The organism is Geobacter sp. FeAm09 (assembly GCF_008330225.1).
GTDB lineage: Bacteria > Desulfobacterota > Desulfuromonadia > Geobacterales > Pseudopelobacteraceae > Oryzomonas.
Map to the genome: position 1 here is coordinate 3019391 of NZ_CP042466.1, position 24671 is coordinate 3044061.

The 24671-nt window shown below is 63.3% G+C and carries 22 protein-coding genes and 2 pseudogenes; 13 read left to right on the forward strand and 11 right to left on the reverse strand.

Going from position 1 to position 24671, the window contains the following annotated elements; all coding sequences use genetic code 11:
• Positions 1–79 precede the first annotated feature (79 nt).
• From FO488_RS14135 to FO488_RS14185, 10 genes and pseudogenes are all read left to right on the forward strand, one after another.
• The gene (locus FO488_RS14135; protein ID WP_149211151.1) at positions 80–493 is read left to right on the forward strand and encodes an ATP-binding protein; all 414 of its coding nucleotides are present in this window, start codon (positions 80–82) and stop codon (positions 491–493) included.
• 141 nt (positions 494–634) lie between these two features.
• Positions 635–2446: an ABC transporter ATP-binding protein gene (locus FO488_RS14140; RefSeq protein ID WP_149211152.1), complete on the forward strand. Its 1812-nt coding sequence runs from the start codon at positions 635–637 to the stop codon at positions 2444–2446.
• A gap of 82 nt (positions 2447–2528) precedes the next feature.
• On the forward strand, positions 2529–3368 hold the full coding sequence (gene hypB, locus FO488_RS14145) for a hydrogenase nickel incorporation protein HypB (protein WP_149211153.1): 840 nt from the start codon (positions 2529–2531) through the stop codon (positions 3366–3368).
• Positions 3338–5631, forward strand: a pseudogene (hypF, locus tag FO488_RS14150) (carbamoyltransferase HypF). The gene hypB and the pseudogene hypF overlap by 31 nt, the downstream one beginning before the upstream one ends.
• Positions 5632–5933: 302 nt before the next feature.
• The gene (locus FO488_RS14155; protein WP_149211154.1) at positions 5934–6164 is read left to right on the forward strand and encodes a HypC/HybG/HupF family hydrogenase formation chaperone; all 231 of its coding nucleotides are present in this window, start codon (positions 5934–5936) and stop codon (positions 6162–6164) included.
• Positions 6165–6201: 37 nt separating this feature from the next.
• A complete protein-coding gene (gene hypD / locus FO488_RS14160; protein WP_149211155.1) occupies positions 6202–7293 on the forward strand; it encodes a hydrogenase formation protein HypD in 1092 nt (363 codons plus the stop codon).
• A 166-nt stretch (positions 7294–7459) separates the two neighbouring features.
• Positions 7460–8359, forward strand: a complete 900-nt coding sequence (locus FO488_RS14165) for a protoglobin domain-containing protein (protein WP_149211156.1) — start codon at positions 7460–7462, stop codon at positions 8357–8359.
• 3 nt (positions 8360–8362) lie between these two features.
• Positions 8363–8950 (forward strand): YqeG family HAD IIIA-type phosphatase, encoded by a 588-nt coding sequence (locus tag FO488_RS14170; RefSeq protein WP_149211157.1) that lies wholly within the window; start codon positions 8363–8365, stop codon positions 8948–8950.
• Between the two features lie 231 nt (positions 8951–9181).
• Positions 9182–10777, forward strand: a complete 1596-nt coding sequence (locus FO488_RS19490) for a hypothetical protein (RefSeq protein WP_168206050.1) — start codon at positions 9182–9184, stop codon at positions 10775–10777.
• A 128-nt stretch (positions 10778–10905) separates the two neighbouring features.
• Entirely contained in the window at positions 10906–11382 is a 477-nt protein-coding gene (locus FO488_RS14185; RefSeq protein WP_149211160.1) for a dockerin type I repeat-containing protein, read from the forward strand.
• Between the two features lie 94 nt (positions 11383–11476).
• Here FO488_RS14185 and pap read toward each other — a convergent pair.
• From pap to FO488_RS14205, 4 genes and pseudogenes are all read right to left on the reverse strand, one after another.
• Positions 11477–12963 (reverse strand): annotated as a pseudogene (gene pap, locus FO488_RS14190) (polyphosphate:AMP phosphotransferase).
• Positions 12964–12975: 12 nt separating this feature from the next.
• The gene (locus tag FO488_RS14195) at positions 12976–13707 is read right to left on the reverse strand and encodes an amino acid ABC transporter ATP-binding protein (protein ID WP_149211161.1); all 732 of its coding nucleotides are present in this window, start codon (positions 13705–13707) and stop codon (positions 12976–12978) included.
• Complete coding sequence (locus FO488_RS14200) at positions 13697–14485, reverse strand: amino acid ABC transporter permease (RefSeq protein WP_149211162.1); 789 nt, start codon at positions 14483–14485, stop codon at positions 13697–13699. The genes FO488_RS14195 and FO488_RS14200 overlap by 11 nt, the downstream gene beginning before the upstream one ends.
• Positions 14486–14495: 10 nt before the next feature.
• Positions 14496–15308 (reverse strand): transporter substrate-binding domain-containing protein, encoded by an 813-nt coding sequence (locus FO488_RS14205; protein ID WP_240731944.1) that lies wholly within the window; start codon positions 15306–15308, stop codon positions 14496–14498.
• A gap of 387 nt (positions 15309–15695) precedes the next feature.
• On the opposite strand from FO488_RS14205, the gene FO488_RS14210 reads away from it, so the two are divergent.
• Positions 15696–16106 carry a hypothetical protein gene (locus FO488_RS14210; RefSeq protein WP_149211163.1) on the forward strand — a complete coding sequence of 137 codons (411 nt, stop codon included), beginning with the start codon at positions 15696–15698 and terminating at the stop codon, positions 16104–16106.
• Positions 16107–16512: 406 nt separating this feature from the next.
• Entirely contained in the window at positions 16513–16773 is a 261-nt protein-coding gene (locus tag FO488_RS20130; RefSeq protein ID WP_240731946.1) for a hypothetical protein, read from the forward strand.
• A gap of 55 nt (positions 16774–16828) precedes the next feature.
• Here FO488_RS20130 and FO488_RS14220 read toward each other — a convergent pair whose 3' ends face one another.
• The 5 genes from FO488_RS14220 to FO488_RS14235 form a co-directional block, all read right to left on the reverse strand.
• Entirely contained in the window at positions 16829–18373 is a 1545-nt protein-coding gene (locus FO488_RS14220; RefSeq protein ID WP_149211165.1) for a B12-binding domain-containing radical SAM protein, read from the reverse strand.
• A gap of 67 nt (positions 18374–18440) precedes the next feature.
• Complete coding sequence (locus FO488_RS14225; RefSeq protein WP_149211166.1) at positions 18441–19478, reverse strand: C40 family peptidase; 1038 nt, start codon at positions 19476–19478, stop codon at positions 18441–18443.
• A gap of 125 nt (positions 19479–19603) precedes the next feature.
• On the reverse strand, positions 19604–20311 hold the full coding sequence (locus FO488_RS20135) for a YbbR-like domain-containing protein (RefSeq protein WP_240731955.1): 708 nt from the start codon (positions 20309–20311) through the stop codon (positions 19604–19606).
• Complete coding sequence (gene cdaA / locus FO488_RS20140) at positions 20290–21012, reverse strand: diadenylate cyclase CdaA (RefSeq protein WP_240731957.1); 723 nt, start codon at positions 21010–21012, stop codon at positions 20290–20292. The genes FO488_RS20135 and cdaA overlap by 22 nt, the downstream gene beginning before the upstream one ends.
• A 13-nt stretch (positions 21013–21025) precedes the next feature.
• Positions 21026–22297, reverse strand: coding sequence for a putative glycoside hydrolase (locus FO488_RS14235; protein ID WP_149211167.1), 1272 nt, complete (start codon positions 22295–22297; stop codon positions 21026–21028).
• Between the two features lie 104 nt (positions 22298–22401).
• Here FO488_RS14235 and ubiE point away from each other — a divergent pair, with 104 nt between their 5' ends.
• Positions 22402–23112: a bifunctional demethylmenaquinone methyltransferase/2-methoxy-6-polyprenyl-1,4-benzoquinol methylase UbiE gene (ubiE, locus tag FO488_RS14240; protein ID WP_149211168.1), complete on the forward strand. Its 711-nt coding sequence runs from the start codon at positions 22402–22404 to the stop codon at positions 23110–23112.
• A 171-nt stretch (positions 23113–23283) separates the two neighbouring features.
• Here ubiE and plsY read toward each other — a convergent pair whose 3' ends face one another.
• Both plsY and FO488_RS14250 read right to left on the reverse strand, forming a co-directional pair.
• Complete coding sequence (plsY, locus tag FO488_RS14245) at positions 23284–23877, reverse strand: glycerol-3-phosphate 1-O-acyltransferase PlsY (protein WP_149212198.1); 594 nt, start codon at positions 23875–23877, stop codon at positions 23284–23286.
• 22 nt (positions 23878–23899) lie between these two features.
• Positions 23900–24637 carry an outer membrane protein assembly factor BamD gene (locus tag FO488_RS14250; protein WP_149211169.1) on the reverse strand — a complete coding sequence of 246 codons (738 nt, stop codon included), beginning with the start codon at positions 24635–24637 and terminating at the stop codon, positions 23900–23902.
• Between the last annotated feature and the right edge of the window lie 34 nt (positions 24638–24671).

Consider the following 24671-nt stretch of genomic DNA (forward strand, 5'->3'; position numbering starts at 1 on the left):
GGCCATCTCCGCCGCCCTCAGGGGCAAGCCCGCCATAACGAGCGAGTTCCGTATCGCCCCCGGCCTCCATCGGGTGAGGATGGACGACACCCAGATGGAGCGGACCTTTGCCAACCTGACGCACAATGCCGTCGAGGCCATGCCCCACGGCGGCACCGTGCGGGTCGAGGGGGAGAATGTGACCCTCGGCGAGCAGGACACCCTCTCCCTCCCGGCCGGCGAGTACGTTCACCTGGCGTTCCACGACACCGGAATCGGCATCCCCCCCGAGAACCTCCCCAGGATCTTCGACCCCTACTTCACCACCAAGGAGATGGGGAGCCAGAAGGGCATGGGGCTCAGCCTGGCGCTCTGCCACTCCATCATCCGCAAACACAAGGGCGCCATCACCGCCGAATCCACGCCCGGCAAAGGAACGACCTTTCACATCTATCTGCCGGCCCTTGTGGAGGGGGCGGCCGCGACGCCGGGGGAGTCCGCAAGCAAGATTTGACAAACGCCCACACACCGGATCTGGTACAGACTCGAACCCTCCAACTCTATTTGACCCTCCACCCGGCCACCCTCACTACCATTTCCCTTCCGCCGCCGATTCTGCTATTCTGGGCACATCCAGCACACGTTCGGAGCACCAATGCACCACGGCGGCATCTATGAAGAGGAAATAGCGGGCAAGGCCTACGACACCCGCCTTTTGACCCGCTTTGCCCGCTATGTCGCCCCCCACCGCACGGCGATCGTCGCGGTGCTGGTCACCATACCGCTGGTTGCCGCCTGCCGCCTGGCCCAGCCCTGGATTATCAAGCTGGCCATCGACGGCCATATCACCACCGGCAGGTTGGCCGGGCTGGAAGGGATTGCCCTGGCTTTTCTGTCCGTCCTGCTGTCCGAATCGCTGCTCGCCTTTCTGCAGATCTACCTGCTCCAGTCCGTCGGGCAACGGGTCATGGCCGACATGCGCAACGAACTCTACCGCCATGTCATGCGCCTGCCGGTTTCCTGGTTCGACCGGGTCCCCACGGGGAGCGCCGTGACCCGCCTGACCAGCGATGTGGAGGTCCTGGGCGAGATGTTCGCCTCGGGGATCATTACCATCGTGGGTGACGTCATGCTGCTGGCGGGCATCATCTCGGTCATGCTCTGGATGAACCTGAAGCTGTCCCTGGTGACCTTCAGCGTCCTCCCCCTGCTCCTGTACGTCGCCTGGGCCTTTCGCCGCAAGATGCGCCAATCGTTCCGCGAGGTGCGGGCGCGCCTGGGACGCCTCAACGCCTTTCTGGCCGAATCCATCGGCGGTATCGGCATCATCCAGGCGTTCAACCGCGAACGGGACGAAGAGCGGCGCTTCAGCGACCTGAACGCATCCTACCGGGACGCCAACATGCCGGTCATCTTCTGGGATGCGTCGCTGTACGCCATCGTGGAGGCCCTGTCGTCCATCGCCGTGGCCCTGATCATCTGGTACGGCGGCGGAGAGATCGTCCGGGGGGCCCTCACCTTCGGGGTGCTGGTGGCCTTCATCCAGTACATCGAGAAATTCTTCACCCCCATCCGCGACCTGTCGGCCAAGTATTCGGTCATGCAGGGCGCCATGGCGGCCCTGGAACGGATCTTTGCCCTGCTGGACACGCCGGCGGACAAGCCGGCTCACCAGCCCCCCGCGCCCGCCTCTGCCGAAGAAGGCCGCCCGCCGGGGGGGGGAAGCTTCGGGCAGACGCCCCCCCTGATCGAATTCCGCACCGTCTCCTTTGCCTACCGCGAGGGGGAGAACGCCCTGGAGGGGTTCAGCCTGGTCGTCCGGCGCGGCGAGCGGATCGCGCTGGTGGGCGAAAGCGGCGGCGGCAAGACCACCATCACGCGGCTTCTGACGCGCCTCTACGAGATCGACAGGGGAAGCATCCTCGTGGACGGCGTCGATGTGCGCACCATGCGGGGAGGCGACCTGCGCCGGCGCATCGGCATCGTCCTCCAGGACCCCTGCCTGTTCGCCGGCACTATCGAGTTCAATATCTGCCTGGGGGACGAGGAGGCGCGGGCGCGGGTCCGAACAGCGGCCGCCGCGGTGGGGGCCGACCGTTTCATCGAACGCTTGCCCCGGGGGTACGGGGAGGAGGTCAGGGAGCGGGGCAACAACCTCTCCGTGGGGGAAAAGCAGCTCATCTCCTTTGCCCGGGCCGTGGCCTTCGACCCCGAGGTGCTGGTGCTGGACGAGGCCACCGCCAGCGTGGACTCCGCTTCGGAGCAGATGATCCAGGACGGGATCAAAGGGCTGATGGCGGGGCGCACCTCCCTGATCATCGCCCACCGTCTCTCCACCATCCAGGACGCCGACCGGATCGTGGTCGTGCACCGGGGGCGCAACTCGGAGGAGGGGACGCACCAGGAGCTCATGGAGGCCAGGGGGCTCTACTACCGCCTGCACCGGTTGCAGTTCAACGGCCAGTGAACCATGGCCATGACCCTGTTGCATAACGGCGCGGAAACTGATACGGTTACACCATCATCAGGACCCATTTTCGGAGGAACCCATGTGCACCACTTGCGGCTGCGGCCCGACCGATACGCACGACCATGACCACCAGCACGGCGACCATCACCACAGTCACAGCCATAGCCACGACCACGAGCATCAGGGCCATGATCACCAGCACGAGCACCACGACCATGATCACGCCGCCCACGACCATCACGACCACGACCACGGCGACCGGAAACGGACCGTCATAGCCATCGAAGAGGACATCCTGGCCAAGAACAACCGCCTGGCCTCCTTCAATCGCGCCCTGTTCAAGGACAAGGGCATCTTCGTCCTCAACCTGGTAAGCTCTCCCGGATCGGGCAAGACCACCCTGCTGGAACGGACCCTGCGGGACCTGGCGGAGCGGTTCCGCTTTGCCGTGATCGAGGGGGATCAGCAGACCGACAACGACGCCCGGCGCATCGCCGCCACCGGCGTCGCGGTCCGGCAGATCAACACCGGCGCCGGCTGCCACCTGGATGCCCACATGGTCATGCACGGCACCGAGGGGTTTGATCTGGACAACCTGGACGTGCTCCTCATAGAAAACGTGGGCAACCTGGTCTGCCCCGCCTCCTTCGACCTGGGCGAACACCACAAGGTGGCGGTCCTCTCGGTGACCGAGGGCGAGGACAAGCCGCTCAAGTACCCCCAGATGTTTCACAACTCCACGGTCATGCTGCTCAACAAGACCGACCTGCTTCCCCACCTGGACTTCGATGTGGAAAAATGCAAGGAATACGCCCGCAGGGTAAGCCCCGGCATCATCATCTTCGAGGTGTCGGCGCGCACCGGCGAGGGGATGGACGGGTGGTACCAATGGCTGGCAACGGGGACGGCACGGCCATAGTCCGCAGGCGTTTCCTCATCGGCGGCATCGTCCAGGGCGTCGGGTTCCGTCCCTTCGTGTTCCGCCTGGCCGGCGAACTCGGCCTGAGCGGCTGGGTGCGCAACACCCCCGCCGGGGTGGAGATCGAGGTCCAGGGCACGGCAGACGCCCTGGCCGCCTTCCAGCGCGCCCTGGACCACGACCTTCCCCCCTGGCCGTGGTCACGTCCCGCTTCGCCGAGGACCTGTCCCCGGTCGCGGAGCGCGGCTTTGCCATCCTCCCCAGCGCCGACGGCGAAAAGAACATCCAGGTGGCGCCCGACTCCGCCCTCTGCGCCGATTGCCTAGCCGAGCTGTTCGACCCGGCGGACCGGCGCTACCGTTACCCGTTCATCACCTGCACCAACTGCGGCCCCCGCTACAGCATTATCACCGGCATCCCCTACGACCGCCCCCGGACCACCATGGCCGCATTCCCGCTCTGCCCCGACTGCCGTCGGGAGTACGACGATCCGGCGGACCGGCGCTTCCACGCCCAGCCCATCGCCTGCCCGGTCTGCGGCCCGCAGCTGCGCCTCTTGGATGCCGATGCCGCCCCGGTCGCGGAGCGGGACGACGCCCTCGTCCAAGCCGTCGAACTCCTGCGCGCCGGCAAGATCCTGGCGGTCAAGGGGATCGGCGGGTACCACCTGGCCGTGGACGCCGGCAACCCGGAGGCGGTCGGGCGGCTGCGCGCACGGAAGAAACGGGACGAAAAGCCCTTTGCCGTCATGGCCGCCGACCTGGCGGCCGCCCGCAGGCTGGCGCTCTTGGACGACCGGGAGGAACGGCTCTTAGCCAGCCCGGAAAGCCCCATCGTCATCGCCCGCAAGACCCCGGGCTGCCCGGTCGCGCCCCTGGTGGCCCCGGCCAACGGCTGGCTCGGCCTGATGCTCCCCTACGCACCGGTGCATCACCTGCTGCTGCGCGACCACTTCCCGGCGCTGGTGATGACGAGCGGCAACGTGTCCGACGAGCCGGTGGCCTTTGAAGACAGCGACGCCCTCAAACGTCTGGCCCCTATCGCCGACTTCTTTCTCGTCCACGACCGGCCGATCCACATCCGCAGCGACGATTCGGTGCTGCGCCTCTTCCAGGGCAAACCGCTCTTCTACCGCCGGGCCAGGGGGTATGCGCCGCGGGCAGTGCGGCTCCCCTTCGCGGTTCCCCCGCTTCTGGCCGTGGGGGCCGAGCTGAAGGGGGCGGTCTGCCTGGCCCAGGGAGAACAGGCATTCCTGAGCCAGCACATCGGCGACCTGCAGAACAGTTCCACCGCAGCGTCGTTCCGCCACACCATCGGGCACCTGTCGGGGATTCTCGAAATAACGCCGCAGGTGGCCGCCTGCGATCTGCACCCCGATTACATCTCCTCGCTCCATGCGGCGGAATCGGGGCTGCCGCTCGTAACGGTTCAGCACCACCACGCCCACATGGCGGCCTGCATGGCCGAAAACGGCCTGGAAGGCCACGTGATCGGCATCGTCTTCGACGGCACCGGCTTCGGCACGGACGGCACCATCTGGGGCGGCGAGTTCCTGGTGGGCGGTTACGAAGGGTTCCGGCGGGCCGGCAATGTCCTTCCCGTGCCCCTGGCCGGCGGGGATGCGGCGGTGCGCGAACCCTGGCGCATGGCCCTGGCATGGCTGTACCGTTCCCTGGGCAAAGAAGCCTTCGATCTGGACCACCCGTCTGCCCGGCAGGTGGCCGATGCCCAGAAGGACATCTTTGCCGCCATGCTGGAGCGGGGCATCAACGCGCCGCTCACCTCCAGTTGCGGCCGGCTGTTCGACGCCGCGGCCGCCCTGCTGGACGTGCGGCAGACCGTATCCTACGACGGCCAGGCGGCCATCGAGCTGGAGGCCCTGGCCGAGACCGCGGAGGTCTCGGGGACCTATTCCTTCCATATTTCCGGCAACGAGAGCCTGGTCATCGACTTCGCCCCGCTCTTCCGGGACCTCCTGGCCGATGCGGCTGCCGGCGTGGAGCGGGCGGCCATGGCCTACCGCTTTCACGCCACCGTGGCCCGCGCCGCCGTGGAGACGGCGTGCCGAATCGCGGGGCAAACCGGGCTCGACCGGGTGGTGCTCTCCGGCGGCGTTTTTCAGAATCGCCTTTTGAGCGAAATGGTGTATACTGGTCTGCTTGATCGGGGCTTGCAAATATTCACCCACCGGCTGGTACCCCCCAACGACGGCGGCATCGCCCTCGGGCAGGCGGCGGTAGCGGGGTGGCAAGGAGGTTGTTGAAAAAACAGCCATCAGGCCTTCGTCCTCGAAAGCCCTTTCGTGGGGCGTAGCGCTGAGGTCCCTCACCCTCTGGGGGAGAACTCGTGAGAGGGCTGCCTCCGCAGGGTTTGTCGAGCGGGTGCGACGATCTGACTATTTTTAAACAACCTAAGCCGCGAGGACCGCGCTCGGATTTGCGGCAGATTTGACCTGGACGATTGAGCAAAACCGCAGGCGTAGCAGCGCTACGCCGAGGATTTTGCGATTGAGGCCGGGGCAAAGATGCCGTGAAGGCGGGCGCGGAGGAAAGGAGATAAACAGGTATGTGTCTTGGTGTACCCATGAAGATTCTCAGCAGGGACGGCGACACCATCGTGGCCGAGGTGGACGGTGTGCAGAAGGAGGCCAGCGTCATGCTGCTGGGCGAGGAGGTCGGGGTGGGCGACTACGTCATCGTCCATGCCGGATTCGCCATCTCGCGCCTGGATGAGGAATATGCCCAGGAGACCCTGCGGATGATGAAAGAGGTCTTTGCCCCCGAGGATATGCGATGAGCGGGCGGGCGGGCGGCTCTGCCGCGGAGGAGGAAGCATGAAATTTCAGGACGAATTCCGCGACCGCGAACTGGTGAAAAACATGGCCGCCAACATCCGGCGCATGGCGGAGCGGTTGACCGAACCGGTCAACTTCATGGAGGTCTGCGGCACCCACACCATGTCCATCTACCAGTTCGGCATCCGCTCCCTGTTGCCGGAGAACGTGCGGCTCGTCTCCGGGCCCGGCTGCCCGGTCTGCGTGACCCCGGTGGGCTACGTGGACAAGGCCGTGGCCTGCACGGCCGATGCCCGCAATATGGTGGCCACCTTCGGCGACATGCTGCGCGTCCCCGGCAGCCGTTCCTCCCTGATGGAGGAGCGGGCCAAGGGCGCCGACGTGCGCATCGTCTACTCCCCCCTGGATGCGGTGGCCCTGGCGAAGTCCAATCCCGAACGCCGGGTGATCTTCCTGGGGATCGGCTTCGAGACCACCGCCCCGACCATCGCCGCCAGCATCCTGGAGGCGACGAAACTCGGCCTGGACAACTACTACGTCCTGGCCTCCCACAAGACCATGCCGGTGCCGATGGAGATCCTCACCGCCGACCCGGACCTGGCCCTTTCCGGCTACCTCTGCCCGGCCCACGTCAGCACGGTCATCGGCGGCAACGCCTACAAGCCGCTGGCGGAGAAATACCGCATCCCCTGCGTGGTCACCGGTTTCGAGCCGGCCGACGTCATGCAGGGCATCGAGATGCTTCTGGCCCAGATCCTGGCCGGGGAAAGCCGGGTGGAGATCCAGTACAGCCGCGCCGTGAACTGGGAGGGCAACCCCAAGGCCCAGGCCATCATGGAGCGGGTTTTCGTGCCGTGCGACGCCTCCTGGCGCGGCCTGGGGATGCTCCCCGGCAGCGGCCTGGCCATCAAGCCGGAACTGGCCCGGTTCGACGCCGAAAAGGCGTTGGCCATCGAACCGGGGGAAGAGCGGGAGCACCCCGGCTGCCGGTGCGGCGAGGTGCTCAAGGGAAAACTGTCCCCCTTCGACTGTCCGCTCTTTGCCACGGCCTGCACCCCGGAATCTCCGGTGGGCGCCTGCATGGTCTCCAGCGAGGGGACCTGCGCCGCGGCGTACAAGTACGGGAGATAACCGAACATCCCGGATGAGGAACCGGCTGTTTTCGATGCCGGAACGGACAACGGCGGGAAAGCGGAGAGAGCGCCGACCGCCGCCTACCCCGGCCCGAGGCGTGACGCCGCCTGGCGAAAAAAGAGCTGTTTTCCCATAAAACCGACTACGGAAAAGGGTTTTCGTTATGACCTCCATGCAGGAACTCAAAGACCATTACGGCTTCACCGACGACGAAGAGGAATTGCTCAGGGCCTTTCAACCCCTGGCCGCCCAGCACCGGGAGCGTTTCTCCGGTGAATTCCACGACTATCTCTACGGTCTGCCCGAAACCACCGCCATCCTCAACGCCAGCAATCGCCAGCGCCTCCTCGAGATGCACAGCAACTGGTTCATGTCGCTCTTCGGCGGCACCTACGACAACAACTACCTGAACCACCTGACCCGCATCGGCCACGCCCACGTCAAGGTCGGCCTGAATGTCCATTTCGTCAATGTCGCCATGAACCGGGTCCGCCACTTCCTGCTCAACCTGATCGACGAAAACTACCCCGACCGTGACGAGCGGCGCGCCCTGCGCGAGGCGACCGAGAAGATCCTCGACATGAACCTGGACGTCATGAGCGCCTCCTACCGCGAAGAGGAGCTGAAAAAGGTCTTTGTCTCCCGCAAGCTGGAATCCCAGCTCATCAAGCTGACCGAACGCTTCACCTACGGCCTCAACCTGGTGCTGGTGCTGGCCCTGGCCGGCGTCTCCATCTCGGTGGTCATGCTGTTCGGCTGGGACATCATCAATATCTTCCGCGGGGATGTGGAGAAGGGTATCCTGAGCGCCCTGGGGGAACTCCTGATACTCTGGATGATGATCGAGCTGATGGACAACGAGATCAAGAACCTCAAGGGGGGCAAGTTCAACATCCTGGTCTTCATCGGCGTCATCATCGTGGCCATGATCCGGGAGATCCTGATCTCCACCCTCCGCCACGACGACCTGGCCACCCAGGCCTTCCTGGCCGGCACCCTGCTGATCCTGGGGATACTCTACTACCTGGTCTCCCGGGCACAGAAGGACCTGGACAAGGCCTAGCCCATGCCCCCTTTCGCGCACGTCCTCGCCGGGTTCACCCTCGGTTTCAGATTTCGGCAGGGGCTCGGCCAGACCCTGCGGGAAACGCCCCGCGATGCGGCCATCACGAACCTGGACCCGGAGCGGCTCGCCGCCGGGGGCATCACCGCCCTGGCCCTGGATTTCGACGGGGTCCTGGCGCCCCACGGCTTTCCCGCGCCGCTCCCCGAGGCCCGGGAGTGGCTGGCCCGCTGCTGCGCGGTTTTCGGCGCGGACAGGATCTTCATCCTCTCCAACAAGCCGACCGAGGCCCGCAGAATCTGGTTCAGGAACCATTTCCCCGGCATCCGCTTCATCTCCGGCGTCCGCAAGAAACCCTACCCCGACGGTCTCCAGAGGGTGGGCGAGTTGGCCCGCGTCCCCCTGTCCACCGTCCTGATGGTGGACGACCGCCTGCTCACCGGCTGCCTGGCGGCCCTCAACGCCGGCGCCCGCCCCCTCTACATCCGCCGTCCCTACCGTTCTTTCCGCCACCGCCCCCTGGCCGAGCTGTTCTTCATGGTACTACGGGCGGGGGAACGGGTACTTTTCAGCTTTTTTCCGCATTGTTGAATCACAACGACGCACTTCCCCCTGGGGAACCATCCGCCAAACCGTATCAATTTTATTGACCTATTACAAAAATGGAGCGTAAAAAGAAACGGCTCCTCGGGCTGGAGACATTTCTCTGGCGCGCATCGCCCCGCTGGCTGTCGCATTCGGAGACACGGGGATATAGCTGCGCCCGTTGCAACCTTGTACGTTATTACCGTGCGGTCATGATCATACAGGAGGCATTACCAAATGATGAGAATTTTTCTGCTGTTTGCCGTGGCGTTCCTTCTCGCCGGACGCAGCCCGGCTGTCGCGGCACCCCCGGCAACCATCACCTACCAGGGCTACCTTTCCTCGGCAACAGGCCAGGCCATCAACAGCACGGTCACCATGACCCTGGCGCTCTATGCCGCCCCCACCGGGGGAACACCGCTCTGGAGCGAACAGCAAACTGCCGTTCAGGTGGTCAACGGTGCCTACAGCGTCCTCATGGGAAGCGTCACGCCGATCAGCCTCCCCTTTGATGCGACCTACTACCTGGGAGTTGCCGTCGGCAGCGATGCCGAGATGACCCCCCGCCAGGAATTGTCCTCGGTACCCTATGCCTTCCGGGCCACGAGCGCCGACAAGCTCAATCAGGCCTGCGCCGATGGCGAGGTGCTCAAGTACAGCACCGCATCATCGAGTTGGAGTTGCGCCGTTGCCGTCGGCACCCAGACCGTCGCCGTCGGGACCACGACCACGGGAGCGGCGGGGACAGCGGCCAGCGTGACGAACTCGGGAACGGGCAGCGCGGCGGTCCTCAATTTCACTATCCCCCAGGGGGCACCCGGCCCGACCGGTGCTGCCGGCCCGACAGGAGCCACCGGAGCTACCGGCACCACCGGAGCTACGGGCGCGCAAGGGCCGCCAGTCAGTTTCATGGGGACATGGAGTAGCGCGACAACGTACGCAACCGGTGATGCCGTTTCAGAGAATGGAACAAGCTACATCGCGCTCACCATGAATATCAACACAGACCCGGCCGCGGATGTGGCAGGTTCGGGAGGGCACTGGGCGGTGTTGGCGCTGAAGGGGACAAATGGGACGAATGGCGTAGCGGCGACCGTCTCAGTCGGTACCACAACCACGGGAGCGGCAGGGACATCGGCCAGCGTGACGAACACGGGAACGAGCAACGCGGCGGTCCTCAATTTCATCATTCCGGCAGGGGCAACCGGAGCTACCGGCGCCACCGGAGCTACGGGCGCTACGGGCCCGCAAGGGCCGCCGGTCAGTTTCATGGGGACCTGGAGCAGCAGTACGGTATACACATCCGGTAATGCCGTGTATGAAAACGGAACAAGCTACATCGCGCTCGCGGTGAATTACAACGTAGACCCGGCCGCGGATGTTGCCGGTTCGGGAACGACCTGGGCGGTATTGGCGCTGAAGGGTGCCAGCGGCAGCAGCCCGGACAGCGGCATCCCGTTCACCACGGTGGTGCGCACCATCTCTTCGTACGTTTATTTCAACCCCGTGCAGGCTCTTGTCGGCGCTTCCTCTACCGACAACATGTTCACCTGGGTGCCCAGCAGCTGCACCATCTCGAAGCTCAACGTCTACTCGAAGTACAGTCAGGATCTGAAAGTAGACCTCCAGAGCAGCACCACATCCGGGACCGGCGCGTCCCTCACGACCACGGGGTTGTCGTGTACGGTGCTGGCCGACGGAAACAGTTGCACCGCTACGGGCCCGGTGGTCGTAAGCGGAGGGTCCTTCCTCATCTTCCATATCACCCAATCCGACGGGACCAGTGCGCCCTCGGGCAGCGGGTATCTCTGGACCGCATTCGGATGTCTGTGAGCCGGGCTTCCCGCTACAGCGGGGCCACCTCATCCGGGGAGACCAAAAAACGGTAGCGGTTTGGCCAGGCCGGCCGCTACGTATCGAACTCTTTGAAGCCAGGGAAACAATCATCGGGGGAAAGCAGCATGAAAACAGGCTTGGCTGCACGACTAGCCGTCACGCTTCTGCTGTTGCCCGTTGCGGCATTTGCCGCCACGAGCAGCAGCACCAACTATACCATCTCCGTCGGCCGGAGCGTCGGCGGTGGCGGCAGCGCCACCGATACCGCAGGTTTGAGCGCGACCGGAGCCGCCATCGGCCTGGGAGTGCTCATCCCGCCGAAAGGCAGCAGCAGCACCGGTTATAGCGTTACACCGGCCACCCTTGCCGCCATGCCATCGGGGACGCTTCGCAGTGGCGACATCAATGGAGACGGCGCAGTGGATGTCATCGACGCCCTGTTGGCTCTCAAGGCCAGTGCCGGACTTGTCCAGCTCTCTGCCCCGGAAGTGACGCGCGGCGATGTTGGCCCGCTGGTGAACGGCGTACCGGTGGGGGACAACCGCATCGACATTGAGGATACCGTTTTGATTCTGCGCAAGGCGGTCGGCCTGGGCTGGTAAAAGCAGAGAGCCGTCCCGGGAAGATCCGGGACACCTTGCCGCTTCGCGCCTGTTTTCTTGTGTTCCTGCACGGCCCATCGAACGCCCGGGATGCTCACTTTTCCCCCAGCGCCGCCTCGATCCGTTCGCAGAGGGTCTTCAGGATCTTGATGCGGGCGTAGTACTTGTCGTTGGCCTCCACCAGGGTCCAGGGCGCGATGTCGGTGCTGGTGCGGTCGATCATGTCGCAGACCGCCACCTCGTACTCGCCCCACTTCTCCCGGTTGCGCCAATCCTCGTCCGTGATCTTGAAACGCTTGAAGCCGATCTTCTCCCGCTCCTTGAAGCGCCTTAACTGTTCCTCCCGGCTGATGGAAAGCCAGAACTTGACCACCACCGTATGGTTGCGCACGAGCTGCTCCTCGAAGTCGTTGATCTCGCCGTAGGCCCGCATCCAGTCCCCCCGGCCGCACAGCCCCTCCACCCGCTCCACCAGCACCCGGCCGTACCAGGACCGGTCGAAGATGGCAAAGCGCCCCTTGCGGGGGATGTTGCGCCAGAAGCGCCACAGATAGGGCTGGGCCAACTCCTCGTCGGTGGGGGCCGCCACCGGGATGATGCGATAGTGGCGCGCGTCCAGGGCCTGGGTGACGCGGCGGATGCTGCCCCCCTTGCCGGCGGCGTCGTTCCCCTCGAAGACCGTCACCACCGAGAGCTTCCGGAAGCCGGCATGGCGGGTCAGCAGGTTGAGCCGCCCCTGGTATTTCTCCAGTTCGTCCTCGTAGTCGGACTTTTTCAGCTTCTTCGCCAGGTCCAGGGTTCTCAGGATCAGCAGGTTGTCGATGGTGGACATGATGGGGGGGATCGGTTCGTCGTGGCGCGGCGGCTCGGCGGCGTCCAGCCGCTGGCGCAGGGCGGCCAACAGGGCCGTGCCGATGGTCAGGTAGCGGTAGTTGGGGTCGCTCCCCTCCACGATGGTCCAGGGGGATTCGGCGGTGCTGGTGGTGCGCAGCATCCGCTCCGAGACCTTGCGGAATTTGTCGTACAGCTTGTAATGCTGCCAGTCGGTATCGGTGACCCGCCAGCGGGTCTTGGGGTCCTTCTCCAGGCTCTTCAGGCGCTTTTTTTGCTCGCTCTGGGAGAGGTGCAGCCAGAATTTGAGGACCAGCGCCCCCTCGTTGCAGAGCATCCGCTCGAAATGGACGATGCGTTCCAGCCGCTGGTCCAGTTCGGCGTTCTTGATGGTGCCGTAGACATTTTCCAACAGGGGCGCCGAATACCAGGTGCCGATGAAGATGCCGATCTTCCCCCGGGGGGCAGCACCCGCCAGTAGCGGAACATGGAGGGCCGCTCCAGTTCTTCGTCGGTCAGGTCGCGCAGGGCGTGGGTCTCGATATGGCGCGGGTCCATCCATTCGTTGAGGAGGTTGACCGTTTCCCCCTTGCCGGCACAATCCACGCCGGCCACCAGGAGGATGACCGGAAATTTCTTCGACTGGAGCAGGTCGAGCTGGGCGTCCAAGAGGGCCCCGCGCAGTGCGGGGACCTCCTTCTTCCAGACGGCTTTGCTGATCGCGTGTCCCAATTCTGCAGACTCGAACATGGCGTTCCTCCTTCAGTATCGCAGCACCTTGTCCAGAAACCCCCGCAGTTCGGGGGTGGCCGGCTGTTCAAAGAGCTGTGGGGCGTCCCCCCACTCCAGCACCCGCCCCTCGTGGAGAAAGACCACCTGGTCGGCCACCTTGCGGGCGAAACCAATCTCGTGGGTCACCAGCACGAGCGGCCGCCCCTCCTGGCGCAGCTCGGCGATCAGGTCCAGCACCTCCACGGTCATCTCCGGGTCAAGGGCCGAGGTCGGCTCGTCCAGGAGCAGCAGGCGCGGTTTTATGGCCACGGCACGGGCTATGGCCACCCGCTGCTGCTGCCCCCCCGAAAGCTGGGCCGGGGTTTTGAGGGCATGTCCGGCCAGGTGGAACCGGGCCAGCAGCTGCAGGGCATAGGTTGCCGCCTCGGAGGCCTCGTAGCCGTGCACCTTTTCCAGGGGGAGCGCGATGTTGTCCAGGGCGGTCAGGTGGGGAAACAGGTTGAATGCCTGGAACACCGTCCCGATCCCCCGGCGGTGGCGCAGCAGGTATGCCTCGTTGAACTGTATCGGGTCGCCGTCCAGGGCCATCTCGCCACCGTCGGGGGTTTCCAGGCCCGCCAGGATGCGCAGCAGGGTGGATTTCCCGCTGCCGGACGGCCCCAGGATGGCGACGGTACGGACCTGGGGGATGGCCAGGGTCACGCCGTCCAGGGCCCGATGGTCGCCGTAGGCCTTGACGATGCCGCGCGCCTCAAGTCGCATAGCGGAACCTCTTTTCCAGGCGTTTGGTCCAGAGGGAGATGGGCAGGGTCAGGACGAGATAGCCGACCGCCAGGGGCAGGTAGCTCTCCAGGGTGCTGAAGGTGAAGGCGTTCACCTCCTGGGCGTTGAGGGTGAACTCGTTGACCGAGATGATGGAGAGCAGCGACGAATCCTTGATCAGCGAGGCGAATTGCCCGGCCAGGGGGGGAAGGACCTGGCGGGTCACCTGGGGGAAGATGACGTAGCGGTAGATCTGGGCGCGGGTAAAGCCGATGGCCCGCGCCGATTCCAACTGGGTCTCGCCGACGCTTTCGATCCCGGCCCGGATGATCTCGGAGATATAGGCCCCGGCGAACATGGCCAGGATGACGACCCCCACCAGGTAGCGGTTGTTGATCCCGAAGGCGTCGGCCACCACGTAGAAGAAGATCAGGATCTGCACCAAAAGCGGGGTGCCGCGGATGACCTCCATATACACCTGCGCCAGATACCGCACCGGCAGGAAAGGAGCCCGCTGGGCCAGGGCCGTGGCCAGGCCGGCCACCAGGCTTAACGCCATGGCGGCCGAGGAAACGGCCACCGTTATCAGCCACCCCTTCAGAAACTTGTAGCGGTAGGCGTAGACCGCATCCCAGCCCCAGGCGAATTTGACCTGGCTGAAAGCGAACCAGAACAGCAGGGAGAGGAGCAGAAACACCGCCAGCCAACTGGCGGCGACTGCGGCAGCCGGAATCCTCTCCCCGCGGCTGTCGGGGGTGATGAAGAAGTAGCGTCGCACCGTGGCCCGGTTAAAAGAAGAATGGATAGTTCAGTTCCTTGAAAGTTGCCTTCTGCTCGTGCAGCCAGGCATCGCCCAGCCGCTCGAAACCGCCCTGCGCACGGAACTCGCCCAGGAACCGGTTGATCTGCTCCTTGAGCCGGTCGTCGCCCTTGCGCAGGGCGATGCCCCATTTTTCCTGCTGGAAGGGGTTCAACAGGGCGCGGGTGGTTTCCCGGTTTTTCATCCAGTTGGAATAGGTGGACATCTGGTCGTAGATAAAGGCGTCCGCCTTCCCCTGAACGACCTCGAGCACCGCGGCGGCCTCCTTGTCCAGCACCAGGACCCTGGCGTTTTTGATGTGCCCGGTGGCGTAGGTGTGGCCGGTCGTCCCCTTTTTCACGGCTACGGTGACGCCCGGTTTGTCCAGATCGGCGATCGATGTGACCGGCGAGGCCTTGCCCACCAGCAGGCAGAGGCCGGTGGCAAGATAGGGATCGGAAAAATCCACGGACTGGCGACGCTCGTCGGTGATGGTCATGGAGGAGATGACCAGGTCGATCTTGCCGGTCTTGAGCGCCGGGATCAGACCGTCGAAAGCGGTGTTCTGGATCACGACCTTCTTGCCGAGCGCCTTGCCCAAGGCATTGGCCAGGTCAACGCTGACCCCCTTGGGCGCCCCCTTTTCATCGGTCATTTCAAAGGGGGGGTAGGCCAACTCCATCCCCACGACCAGGGTGTCTTTGGCTGCCGGTTCCTGTTTGTTCACGCACGCGGCCAGGGCAAGAAGCACCGCCGCCAGCATGAAGCACGCGACGCCGCGAAGGACGGGTGTAATCGTCATGTTCCAGTTCCCCCTTTTGTCTGCGGATAGGGGCAAAGGCCTGCCCCTCACCATGGCCCCAAGCGGCCAATGATTGAAAAGTCTTCGATTTTAAAGAAAATTATCGTCAGCGCATTTTTTAAAAGTGTACTTGACTTTACCCGGCTCGTAAAGCGCCCTTTTGAAATTTCTTTCGGTTCGCCCGGCCGAACTGCGGCGGCCCGCCCCGCCTGCGCAACAAGATGATTACCCCCAAAACGGCGTATGATGGTATAATTGAACAAAAAACAAGCCACCGGCAACGAAGGGAGAAGGGATATGGCTGAGACGATTCCGGCAGTTTACGGAAGGTACCGCTGCTTGCCGCCGCCACGCAACGAGGAGTTGCAGACGTAACAGAGGCTTCCCATGTTCAAACGCAACGAGATAACGATGTTGTCGGTCGTACCGTTTTTGTCGTTCACCGTGGTGGCGACCATCGCGGTTTCCGGCGCCTTCTACAACACGGGGATTCCGGACGAGGCCGACCTTTTGAAGTGGTTCGACAGCGCCGTGCACGCAACGGCCAGCAACAAGCTGACGGAGCTGGCCTCCGGGGCCACGAAGGAAACCTCCCCGCTTGACAAAGCGGCACAGGGGCGGGTAGCCGATGCGTGCTACGATATCCTGGCGGTGAAGTACTACAACGCCGACAACAGCCACCGGGTCGACCGGTTGCAGGCGGAGTGCCAGAACCTGCCCGAACGCACGCTCACGGTCGGGGAACTGCGGGAATTGGACCGCAGGACCATGGACACCATCAACGGGCAGCACCGCTGACTCCCGGCCCGCGGGTTTCCGGCCCATGGCCGCCCCAAGGGGTGGTTGCCGCCTGCCGTCAACCGCAAGGTTTCGTTGCGTGCCGCGGAAGCGCGTGTCAGGACATGACCGTACCGTGAGCAGGGCGCTGGCAGTGGCTGGAGCGGCGTATCCCGTATACTTCCCAACTTTTTTATTGGAACATGAGAATAAAATGTGATAGAAACAGTTGTTACTAAAAATCAGGAGGTTGCAGGTGAAAAAAATAGTATTATCTCTTCTTGTTATCTCTGCACTTGCCGTTGCCGGGTGCAAAGAAAAGCCCAAAACCGAAGCCCCTCAACAGCCCGCTGGCATGCCTGCACAAGGCCAAATGCCTCCTGGACACCCCGGCACCGCTACTCCGGGTGGTGACCCCCACGCCGGCATGAAGGCGCAGGAAATCCCCGCCGGCGCCGGCCAAAAAGGGAAGGTAACCCAGACCATGAACTCCGGCGGCTACACCTACGTGGAAGCGGCCAACGACAAGGGCGAGAAGCTGTGGATGGCCCTGCCCGAATTCAAGGTCAAGGTTGGCGACACCATTGAGTACCCCGTTGCTCCGCCGATGGTGAACTTCCAGAGCAAAACCCTGAACAAGACCTTCGACAAGATCATGTTCATTCCGGGCATCAGGATCGTCAAATAGTACGTTTTTCCATCAGATTAGACAAAAGAAGCGGGGCCTCACGGCCCCGCTTCTTTCATTTCGTGCCCAGCGCCCGGCGCGCCGCGCCGTGGTTCGGCACCAGGCCAAGGACCCGGCGATAGCATTCGGCGGCCATGCGCTTTTCGCCGCGCTCGTCATGCACCTCCCCCAACAGCAGCCAGCCCCAGGGGTTATCCGGTTCGCGCTCGGTTATCTCCCGGAACTCGCGCTCGGCGGCCTCGATCATACCGGACTGCCGGTACCACTCCCCCACCATGACGTTGGTGGTCGCGCAATACCCCAACAGCGCCTTTTGCTGCCGGAAACGGCGTTCGCTCCCTTTCCCCCCGCCGGCCGTAAGTGCCGCCAGGACCCGGCGGGACGCCGGACCCGGCTTTCCCGCGGCATGGAGGGCCGTATCGGGGGTTTCCTCGAAGATGCCGGGGCGCACCAGGCCGTTCGCGACCGCCTGCTCGAACAGCCGGGTGCCGGGGTAGTAGACCAGCGGCGAAACATAGCCGTCATCCGGCTTGATGCGCCGGACCAGTTCGATGGTCATGCGGATATCGTCCTCATTCTCCCCCGGCACGTCGGAGATCAGGTACACGGAAAGACTGATGCCGACCTTTCGCACCAGGGCGGCCGTCTGTTCCACCTGCTGCGGCTGGATCGACTTGTCGAGCTGGGCCAGGATACGCGGCGAGCCCGATTCGACCCCGATCTGGACGCACTCGCAGCCGGCCCGCTTCATCCAGGTCAGGACCTCCTCGTCCAGGGCGGTGACGCGGGATTGGCAGTTCCAGAGCACCGCGGCCCGACGCTCGATCATGAGACGGCAGAATTCAATGGCCCTCGTGCGGTCGGCGGTAAAGGTGTCGTCCCGCAACGAAAAGTAGATCAGGCCGAACCGGTCCCGAATATAGAGGATCTCGTCAACGATATCCGCCGGTGAGCGGAAGCGCACCCGGCGCCCCCAGAACCCGGGCGAACTGCAGAAACTGCACGCAGAGGGACATCCCCGGGCGGTCAGGACGAACTCCGGCTGCAGCTCCAGATCGACCCCGACGGAGCGCTCCAGATAGCGGGCGGGAAACGGGAGCGTGTCGAGCGTCCCCCGCGGCACGCGCCGGTCCGTGAGTACGACCCGGGCGCCGTCGCGAAAGGCGATCCCGGCCACATCCCGCCAGGACACCCCCCGCCCGATCCTCTCGGCCAGTTCCCGCAACGTTTCCTCCCCCTCGCCCACCACGACGATATCCACCGGTGAGCCTTCGGCCAGCATTTCATGGCAGCGGAAGGTGGCGTGTCCTCCCCCCAGGACGATGGTGCCGTCCGGATTCGACCGGCGCGCCAGGCGCGCCACCTCAAGAGATGCGTGTCGGTTGTGGGTCCATTGGGAAATGCCGACGATGTCCGCTTTCAGGGAGGTGAGCTGTTTTTGGATTGCAGGGCGGGACCACCCGGAAAAATTGGCCAGAACGGCATCGTAGCCCGCCTCGCACAGCACGGCATGCAGATAGCAGAGCCCGCTGGGCAGCAGACTGATATAGGGGTCGCTACGGTCGTTTTCCCCGGATATGTACGCTAAAAGTATCTTCATAGTCGAACAAAAAAAATCCGGGCACAAAGAGCCCGGATTTCATTCCTGCCACGAATCGATGGCGGCACTAATTCAGATTGAGGCTGATGCCCAGGGTGTCGTTGGCCGGAGCGTCGTTATCCTGCTCTTCCTCAACCCCTTGCAGCAATTCGTTGAAATTGATCGTTTCGCCACTGGTCACGGAACCGACGCGCCGCGCCCCCAGGTAGCGAGAGAGATAGTAGGGGGTATCCATGGAGGAGATCACCACCCTGCGGTCGCGGGAGGAAGCATGAATCATCTTGCGGTTGCCGAGGTAGATGCCCACATGGGACGGGAAGCGGGCATAGGTCTGGAAGAACACCAGATCGCCCTTGCGCAGGTCGCCGCGCACGACCTCGTTGCCGACGTTGAACTGCTCGCGGGCGGTGCGGGGGAGATTGATCTTCTGCTCGCGGAACACCTGCTGCACAAAGCTGGAGCAATCGAGCGAACCGCGGCTGTTGCCGCCGAAACGGTAACGGGCCCCCAGGAAACCGTAGGCGGTCTTTTTCAGGCCGCTGATGCCCTGGTTGTTCTCTTCGATATTCTTGGCAAGGTCAACCGGCCGGTCGGCGTCGATGTCGCTCAGTTCAGCCAGGGTTGACGAGAGTTCCTGTTCATTCAGGAGCTCTTTGCTGACCAGTTGCAATCTGGTGGACGCGGCCGCGACAGGGGCCTTTTCCTCCACTGCCGGCGCGGGCTCATTCAGGGCCAGCACCTGTCCGGTCTTGATCCTGTTGCCCTTCAGGCCGTTCAGCCGGCGCAGTTCCGACATCTTGATGCCGGTCTTCCTGGCGATCCTGGGCAGGGTGTCCCCCTTGACCACCTTGTACGACGATGCCGCCACCGCCTTTGCCGCTTTCTGCTCGGCACGGGCGGGAATGATGAGACGGGCCCCCTGCTCGATGCGGGTGCTGCTCAGATTGTTGACCGATTTGAGTTCTTCGACGGATACGTGATATTTGCGTGCTATGGAATGAAGCGATTCACTTCTGCGCGCGACATGGGTTTTGGAGGCCAGAACCAGTTGCGGGAAGGAAAGCAGGATGAGACAGATCGCGGCGAGACTGCGGATATGTGTCATTTCCCCTCCTATTCTGTTCTAGTTTCGGTGCAGCGGTTTTGGCTTTATATAACAATGCGTCCCGTTTGTCAATCCTTTACTGCCCGGAGCCCCCTTCACACATGCAACCCATATGCCAACCAGCATCACTGATGCAGCGAACGGCGGGAGACAAGTTTCAACGTCAGCGGTTCGTCCCGGAGGATCGTGACATTCTTGTACGGCGGCAGCAGGTTCTTCTGATATTCCTTCCCTTTGACAAGCTTGCCGGCATCGACCTCCTCCGTTGCCACCGTTTCAAGCTTGGCAATCTGGCCGGACGGCCCCTCCACCTCGACCATGGCGGGCGACGCGACCACCTGGTACACCCCCAGCCCCCGGGGCAGCCTGCCGCGCAAATTAACGCGGACCGGCACCGTCTTACGTACCTTCTTCTCCATAACGATGCGTATGGACGAAGGAGTGACGCTGCCGACCACCATGCCGGACGGAAGCTTGAAATCGGAGTTCCTGATCCTGACGACCGCCTGCCCCTCCCGCGCCCCCGACAGGTCGATATCGGCGGCAATATCGAGCTTCGCCGGCGTAGGCGTCAGACTGGAAAAGGATTTCACCTGGACCTCGACCTCTTCGGGAGAGCTGCGCAGCAACACCAGATCCTGCGGTATGCCGTGCAGCCGGACAGGTGCCGTGACCGTGGCGATCGCCCCCTGGCGGGAGGTAATCAGGGCCCAGAATGCCGTAACAATGAGCAGAACCGCCGTTTTGGGCAGCAGGTCGGCAAAAAGCCGCTGCCGCAGGCTCGCCCGGGGTTTTTCCTTTTCCGGCGAGATCAGCTCTTCAAGGAGCGCCACCAATTCCCCGGTCGAGGAGAGGCGGTGCAGTTCCCCCCCACGGCCAGCGACACCTCGCCCCGCTCCTCCGAGACCACCGCCACCACGGCGTCGGTGCGCTCCGAGAGCCCAATGGCGGCGCGATGGCGGGTACCGTAAAACTGGGGGATTTCCGGGTTCTGGGACAAGGGCAGGTGGCACGACGCCAGGGCGACCTTCCCCTCCCTGATCAGGGCGGCGCCGTCGTGCAGCGGCGCACCGTCGTAAAAGATGGCCTCCAGTATCTGCGGGGTAATCTCGCAGTTCAGGCTCACGCCGTTCAGCATCTGGTCCACCAGGGATTCGCTCCGCTGGAAGACGACGATCGCCCCGGTCCTCTTCTTCGCCAGACCGAACAGGGTATCGACGATCTCCTGAAACCGGCTCAACTGCTGGGATTCCTGGCGGCTGCCGAAGAAATGCCGCATGAGGCTGAAACGGTACAGCGCCTGCCGGATCTCGGCCTGGAACACCACGATGATCAGGACGATCAGCACCGTGCCCAACTCCTGCAGGATCCAACTGGTCATATAGAGGCCGAGAAACCGGGTGACGAAGTAGATGACGGTCACCACCCCCAGCCCCAGCAGCACCTGCATGGCGCGGGTCCTGCGGAACCAGCTGTAGAGCTGGTAGAGCAGCAAGGTCATGATCAGGATATCGGCGACATCCTGTATTCTCAAAAAAGAAGGCACGTCAATTCCCTTTTGCTTTTCTCCGGGGCTTGTGGATGGACGGTTTCTCCTGTTTGACCGAGGTGGAGCGATTCTGCATGGCAAGCCGGGCCGTGTCGTGCTTGCGGATATCCTCCAGCACCTGTTCCCTGAGCGGCGGGGCGGGATTCGGCTCGGGCAGCTTTTCCAGGTAGGCGGCGTCGGTGTAGACGTTGCGGGCATTCCACATGCTGAAACCGAAGACCTTGGCGTCCCGGGCGGCCTGGATCTGGTCAAGGACCATCTTCTTGTCGTACACCGCCCCCAGTTTGAAGTCCTGCAGCCAGGGGCGCATTTTGGCCCGCTTCCCCTCAAGCCGTTTCATACCCCGCAGACAGGCATCGTAAATGACGCGATAGGGGTGCTCGGCCGGGTTTTTCAGCCCCAGGTGCCCGCGGGGGTAGTGGGACGGATAGATCATGGGGCAGACGAAATCCACATGGTCGGCCACGTCCTGGATGCGCTGGCCGATGTTCATGTCGTCGTCCACCATGGTCGTGAGGCCGAAGATGTCGGCCGAGGTCATCACGTCCACCGGCTTCATCTGCTCGTCCACATACTGGAAAAAACGGCGGATGATCTCGTATTTCGGCACGTCGCGCTTGTAGACCGGATAGGTCATGGTCTTCAGCTTCCCGTCGGTGGGGAAACGGACGTAATCGAACTGGATCTCGTCGAAACCCTTGGCGGCCACTTCTTTGGCAATGGCAAGATTGTAGTCCCAGACCGTCTTCGAAGCCGGGTCAACCCAGGCCAGACCCTTGCGATCCTTCCAGACCTTCTGGCCGCCGCCGGACACCGCCAGGTCCGGGCGCGCCTTGGCCAGGTTGGGGTCCTGAAAAACGGCGATCCGGGCAATGGTGTAGATCTTCTTGTCGCGGCACTGCCTGAGAATGGCGTCCAGGTCGCGGATACGTTTCTCGTAGGCTCCCGTCTGGGCCACCAGCGGCACCTTGGAGTCATAGCCGACCTTGCCGGTACTGTCCTTGACGTCGATCACCACCGCATTCAGGTGGGAGCGGGACACCATGTCGGTAAGCGTCTGAAAACGGCTGATCCCGGCGGTCCAGGAGGTAATGTAGAGCGCCCGCACCTCCGTGTTCAGCAGTTGCTGGCGCTTGGATGGCGCCGGGGGGGCCGGCACGGAAGCGGCCGGAGGAGTGGCGGCTTTCTGCTCATCCCGGCAGGAGACAAGGGCGCAACAGACTACAACGATAAGGGCGACACGACCGGCAAGGGCGACAACATCTTTCACTCACGACACTCCGTTGGTTTTTTCTGGTTTATGCCCTGAAAATGTGCTACAAGGCAAAATAGTAATTTATAGCAGTAAATTATCGAAAAAGGTAGTACAAACTTATGTTCAGATTGTCCGAGAAGGGTGAAAAGATTCAGGGGATGTTCGGGAGTATCGCCCCACGGTACGACTTCCTCAACCGCCTGCTCAGCTTCGGCATCGACCGGCGCTGGCGCAAAAAAGCCGTGCGGCTTATCAAGTACCGGGAGGGTTCCCGGATTCTGGACGTGGCGACCGGCACCGGTGACGTGGCGCTGGAAATCGCCCGCTCGACCCCTGCGTCCGTAAGGATTACCGGGGCCGACTTCTGCAAGGAGATGGTGGACCTGGGCCAGGTCAAGGTGGCCACCTCGCCCTACTCCGGACGGATCGACTTCAAGGTGGCTCCCTGCGAGGACCTTCCCTTTCCGAACAACACCTTCGATTCGATCACCATCGCCTTCGGGATCAGGAACGTGGTGGACAGGAGGCTGGGTCTGGCGGAGATGTGGCGGGTGCTGCGGCCCGAGGGGCGGATGGTCATCCTGGAGTTCTCCACGCCGCGCTCCCAGCTCTTCAAGCAGATCTACTACTTTTACTTCCGCCGCCTTCTGCCGGTCATCGGCGGCCTCTTTTCCAAATACAACGCCTACAAGTACCTGCCGGACTCGGTGCTGGAATTCCCCTCCCACGAGGAGTTTTCCCAGATGATCGCCGACGCCGGCTTCCGCAACATCCACATCCACCCGCTGACCTTCGGCATCGCCACCATCTACGCCGGCGAAAAGGAATAGACAAATAGCATTCGAGGATAATCCCTTCCCACAGGCTGTTAAAAAACTCAGGTTGTTCAAAAATAGCCAGATCGTCGCACCCGCAGAATGCCCTGAGGAGGCGTAGCAGCGCTACGCCGCACGAAAGGGCCTTCGAGGATGGCGGCGAGATGGCTGTTTTTCAACAACCTCCTACGCCTTGAACTTGCTCTCCGTCCCGTTCACCAGCCGTTTGATGTTTGCCTGATGCCGCACAATCACGATTGCGGCAACAATCCCCGTCACCAGCAGCATCGCACGCCCCCCGTGAAGCACGTACACGGCGAGCGGCATGACCGCCGCCGCAGCTACGGAGCCGAGGGATACGTAGCGCCATTTCAGGACCAGGCAGAGAAAGACCGCCAGGGCCACGAGCACGGCCAGGGGCGACAGGGCCAGGAAGACCCCCAGGGCGGTCGCGACCCCCTTGCCCCCCTTGAATCGCAGAAAGACCGAGAACACATGGCCACAGAAGGCGGCCAGCCCGACCCAGGCGGCCAGGTCCGTGGCAGGGGCGTAGTGGTGAGCCGCCAGCACCGGCACAAGTCCCTTGAGACAGTCGCCGACCAGGGTCAGCGCACCGACCTTGCGCCCCACGGTACGGTACAGGTTGGTGGCGCCGATATTGCCGCTCCCCTCGTGGCGCACGTCGATGCCGCAGGCCTTGCCCAGAAGGAGCCCCGTGGGGATCGACCCCAAAAGGTAGGCCGCCGCGCAGGCGGCAGCCAGTATCAGGTCCGGTTGCATTGTCATGAGCGCAATCCCGGCATCACTTGCCCGCCGCTTTCGGGATGCCGGCCGCAAAGGTGCTGCCGGGAAACTCGCGCACCAGCCGGTCGAACGCCTCGCGGCTCTTCTCCTGCTGTCCCGCCCCACGGTAGGCCGTCCCCAGATAATACAGCAGTTCGTCGTTGCGCTGCAGCCCGGAAAACGTCTTGAGCGCCTCCTCGAAACGGGCGACGGCGGCCGGGTACTTCTCGGTCCTCAGGTAAAAGCGGCCGACGTAGATCTCGTACTGCAACTGCTTGTCCCTGCAGTCGCGGATCCTCTCCTGGGCCTCCTGGACGTGCGCGCCGCCGGGATACAGCTTCACATAGGAATCAAAGACGGCCAAGGCGTTTTTGACCGGCGTCTGGTCCGTGTCGATGCGGTTTATCTGGTTGAAATAGCTCAGGGCCTGCCGGAAAAGGGCATAATCGGCCCGCTCATGCTTGGGGTGAAGCTTGCGGAAATCCTCATAGGCGGCAGCGGCTTCGATATAGTCCCTGTTGAGGAAATAGGCATCGGCAATGCCGATCTCCGCCTTGGCCGAAAGCTCCGGCGACTTGTAGCTCTCCTTGACCTTTTTCCAGTTGGTGATGGCATTCTCATACTTGCGCCGCTGGAAGGCCTGCTCGCCGTCCTGGTAAAGCTCGTCCGGCGATTTGTTCGCCGGAGTCGTCGCGCACCCCGGCAACAGGGAGGCGGCAAGGGTGCAGAACGCGATGGCACTCAGTAAGCTCTTCATGGTTTTCCTCGCAACGCCGCGGCGCGGGCGCATG

Excerpts from the sequence above, each read along its gene's own strand:
- FO488_RS14135 (WP_149211151.1), top strand. The coding sequence starts at position 80 with ATGGACGACACCCAGATGGAGCGGACCTTTGCCAACCTGACGCACAAT.
- FO488_RS14140 (WP_149211152.1), top strand. The coding sequence starts at position 635 with ATGCACCACGGCGGCATCTATGAAGAGGAAATAGCGGGCAAGGCCTAC.
- hypB (WP_149211153.1), top strand. The coding sequence starts at position 2,529 with ATGTGCACCACTTGCGGCTGCGGCCCGACCGATACGCACGACCATGAC.
- FO488_RS14155 (WP_149211154.1), top strand. The coding sequence starts at position 5,934 with ATGTGTCTTGGTGTACCCATGAAGATTCTCAGCAGGGACGGCGACACC.
- hypD (WP_149211155.1), top strand. The coding sequence starts at position 6,202 with ATGAAATTTCAGGACGAATTCCGCGACCGCGAACTGGTGAAAAACATG.
- FO488_RS14165 (WP_149211156.1), top strand. The coding sequence starts at position 7,460 with ATGACCTCCATGCAGGAACTCAAAGACCATTACGGCTTCACCGACGAC.
- FO488_RS14170 (WP_149211157.1), top strand. The coding sequence starts at position 8,363 with ATGCCCCCTTTCGCGCACGTCCTCGCCGGGTTCACCCTCGGTTTCAGA.
- FO488_RS19490 (WP_168206050.1), top strand. The coding sequence starts at position 9,182 with ATGATGAGAATTTTTCTGCTGTTTGCCGTGGCGTTCCTTCTCGCCGGA.
- FO488_RS14185 (WP_149211160.1), top strand. The coding sequence starts at position 10,906 with ATGAAAACAGGCTTGGCTGCACGACTAGCCGTCACGCTTCTGCTGTTG.
- FO488_RS14195 (WP_149211161.1), bottom strand. The coding sequence starts at position 13,707 with ATGCGACTTGAGGCGCGCGGCATCGTCAAGGCCTACGGCGACCATCGG.
- FO488_RS14205 (WP_240731944.1), bottom strand. The coding sequence starts at position 15,308 with ATGACGATTACACCCGTCCTTCGCGGCGTCGCGTGCTTCATGCTGGCG.
- FO488_RS14210 (WP_149211163.1), top strand. The coding sequence starts at position 15,696 with ATGTTCAAACGCAACGAGATAACGATGTTGTCGGTCGTACCGTTTTTG.
- FO488_RS20130 (WP_240731946.1), top strand. The coding sequence starts at position 16,513 with ATGAAGGCGCAGGAAATCCCCGCCGGCGCCGGCCAAAAAGGGAAGGTA.
- FO488_RS14220 (WP_149211165.1), bottom strand. The coding sequence starts at position 18,373 with ATGAAGATACTTTTAGCGTACATATCCGGGGAAAACGACCGTAGCGAC.
- FO488_RS14225 (WP_149211166.1), bottom strand. The coding sequence starts at position 19,478 with ATGACACATATCCGCAGTCTCGCCGCGATCTGTCTCATCCTGCTTTCC.
- ubiE (WP_149211168.1), top strand. The coding sequence starts at position 22,402 with ATGTTCAGATTGTCCGAGAAGGGTGAAAAGATTCAGGGGATGTTCGGG.
- plsY (WP_149212198.1), bottom strand. The coding sequence starts at position 23,877 with ATGCAACCGGACCTGATACTGGCTGCCGCCTGCGCGGCGGCCTACCTT.
- FO488_RS14250 (WP_149211169.1), bottom strand. The coding sequence starts at position 24,637 with ATGAAGAGCTTACTGAGTGCCATCGCGTTCTGCACCCTTGCCGCCTCC.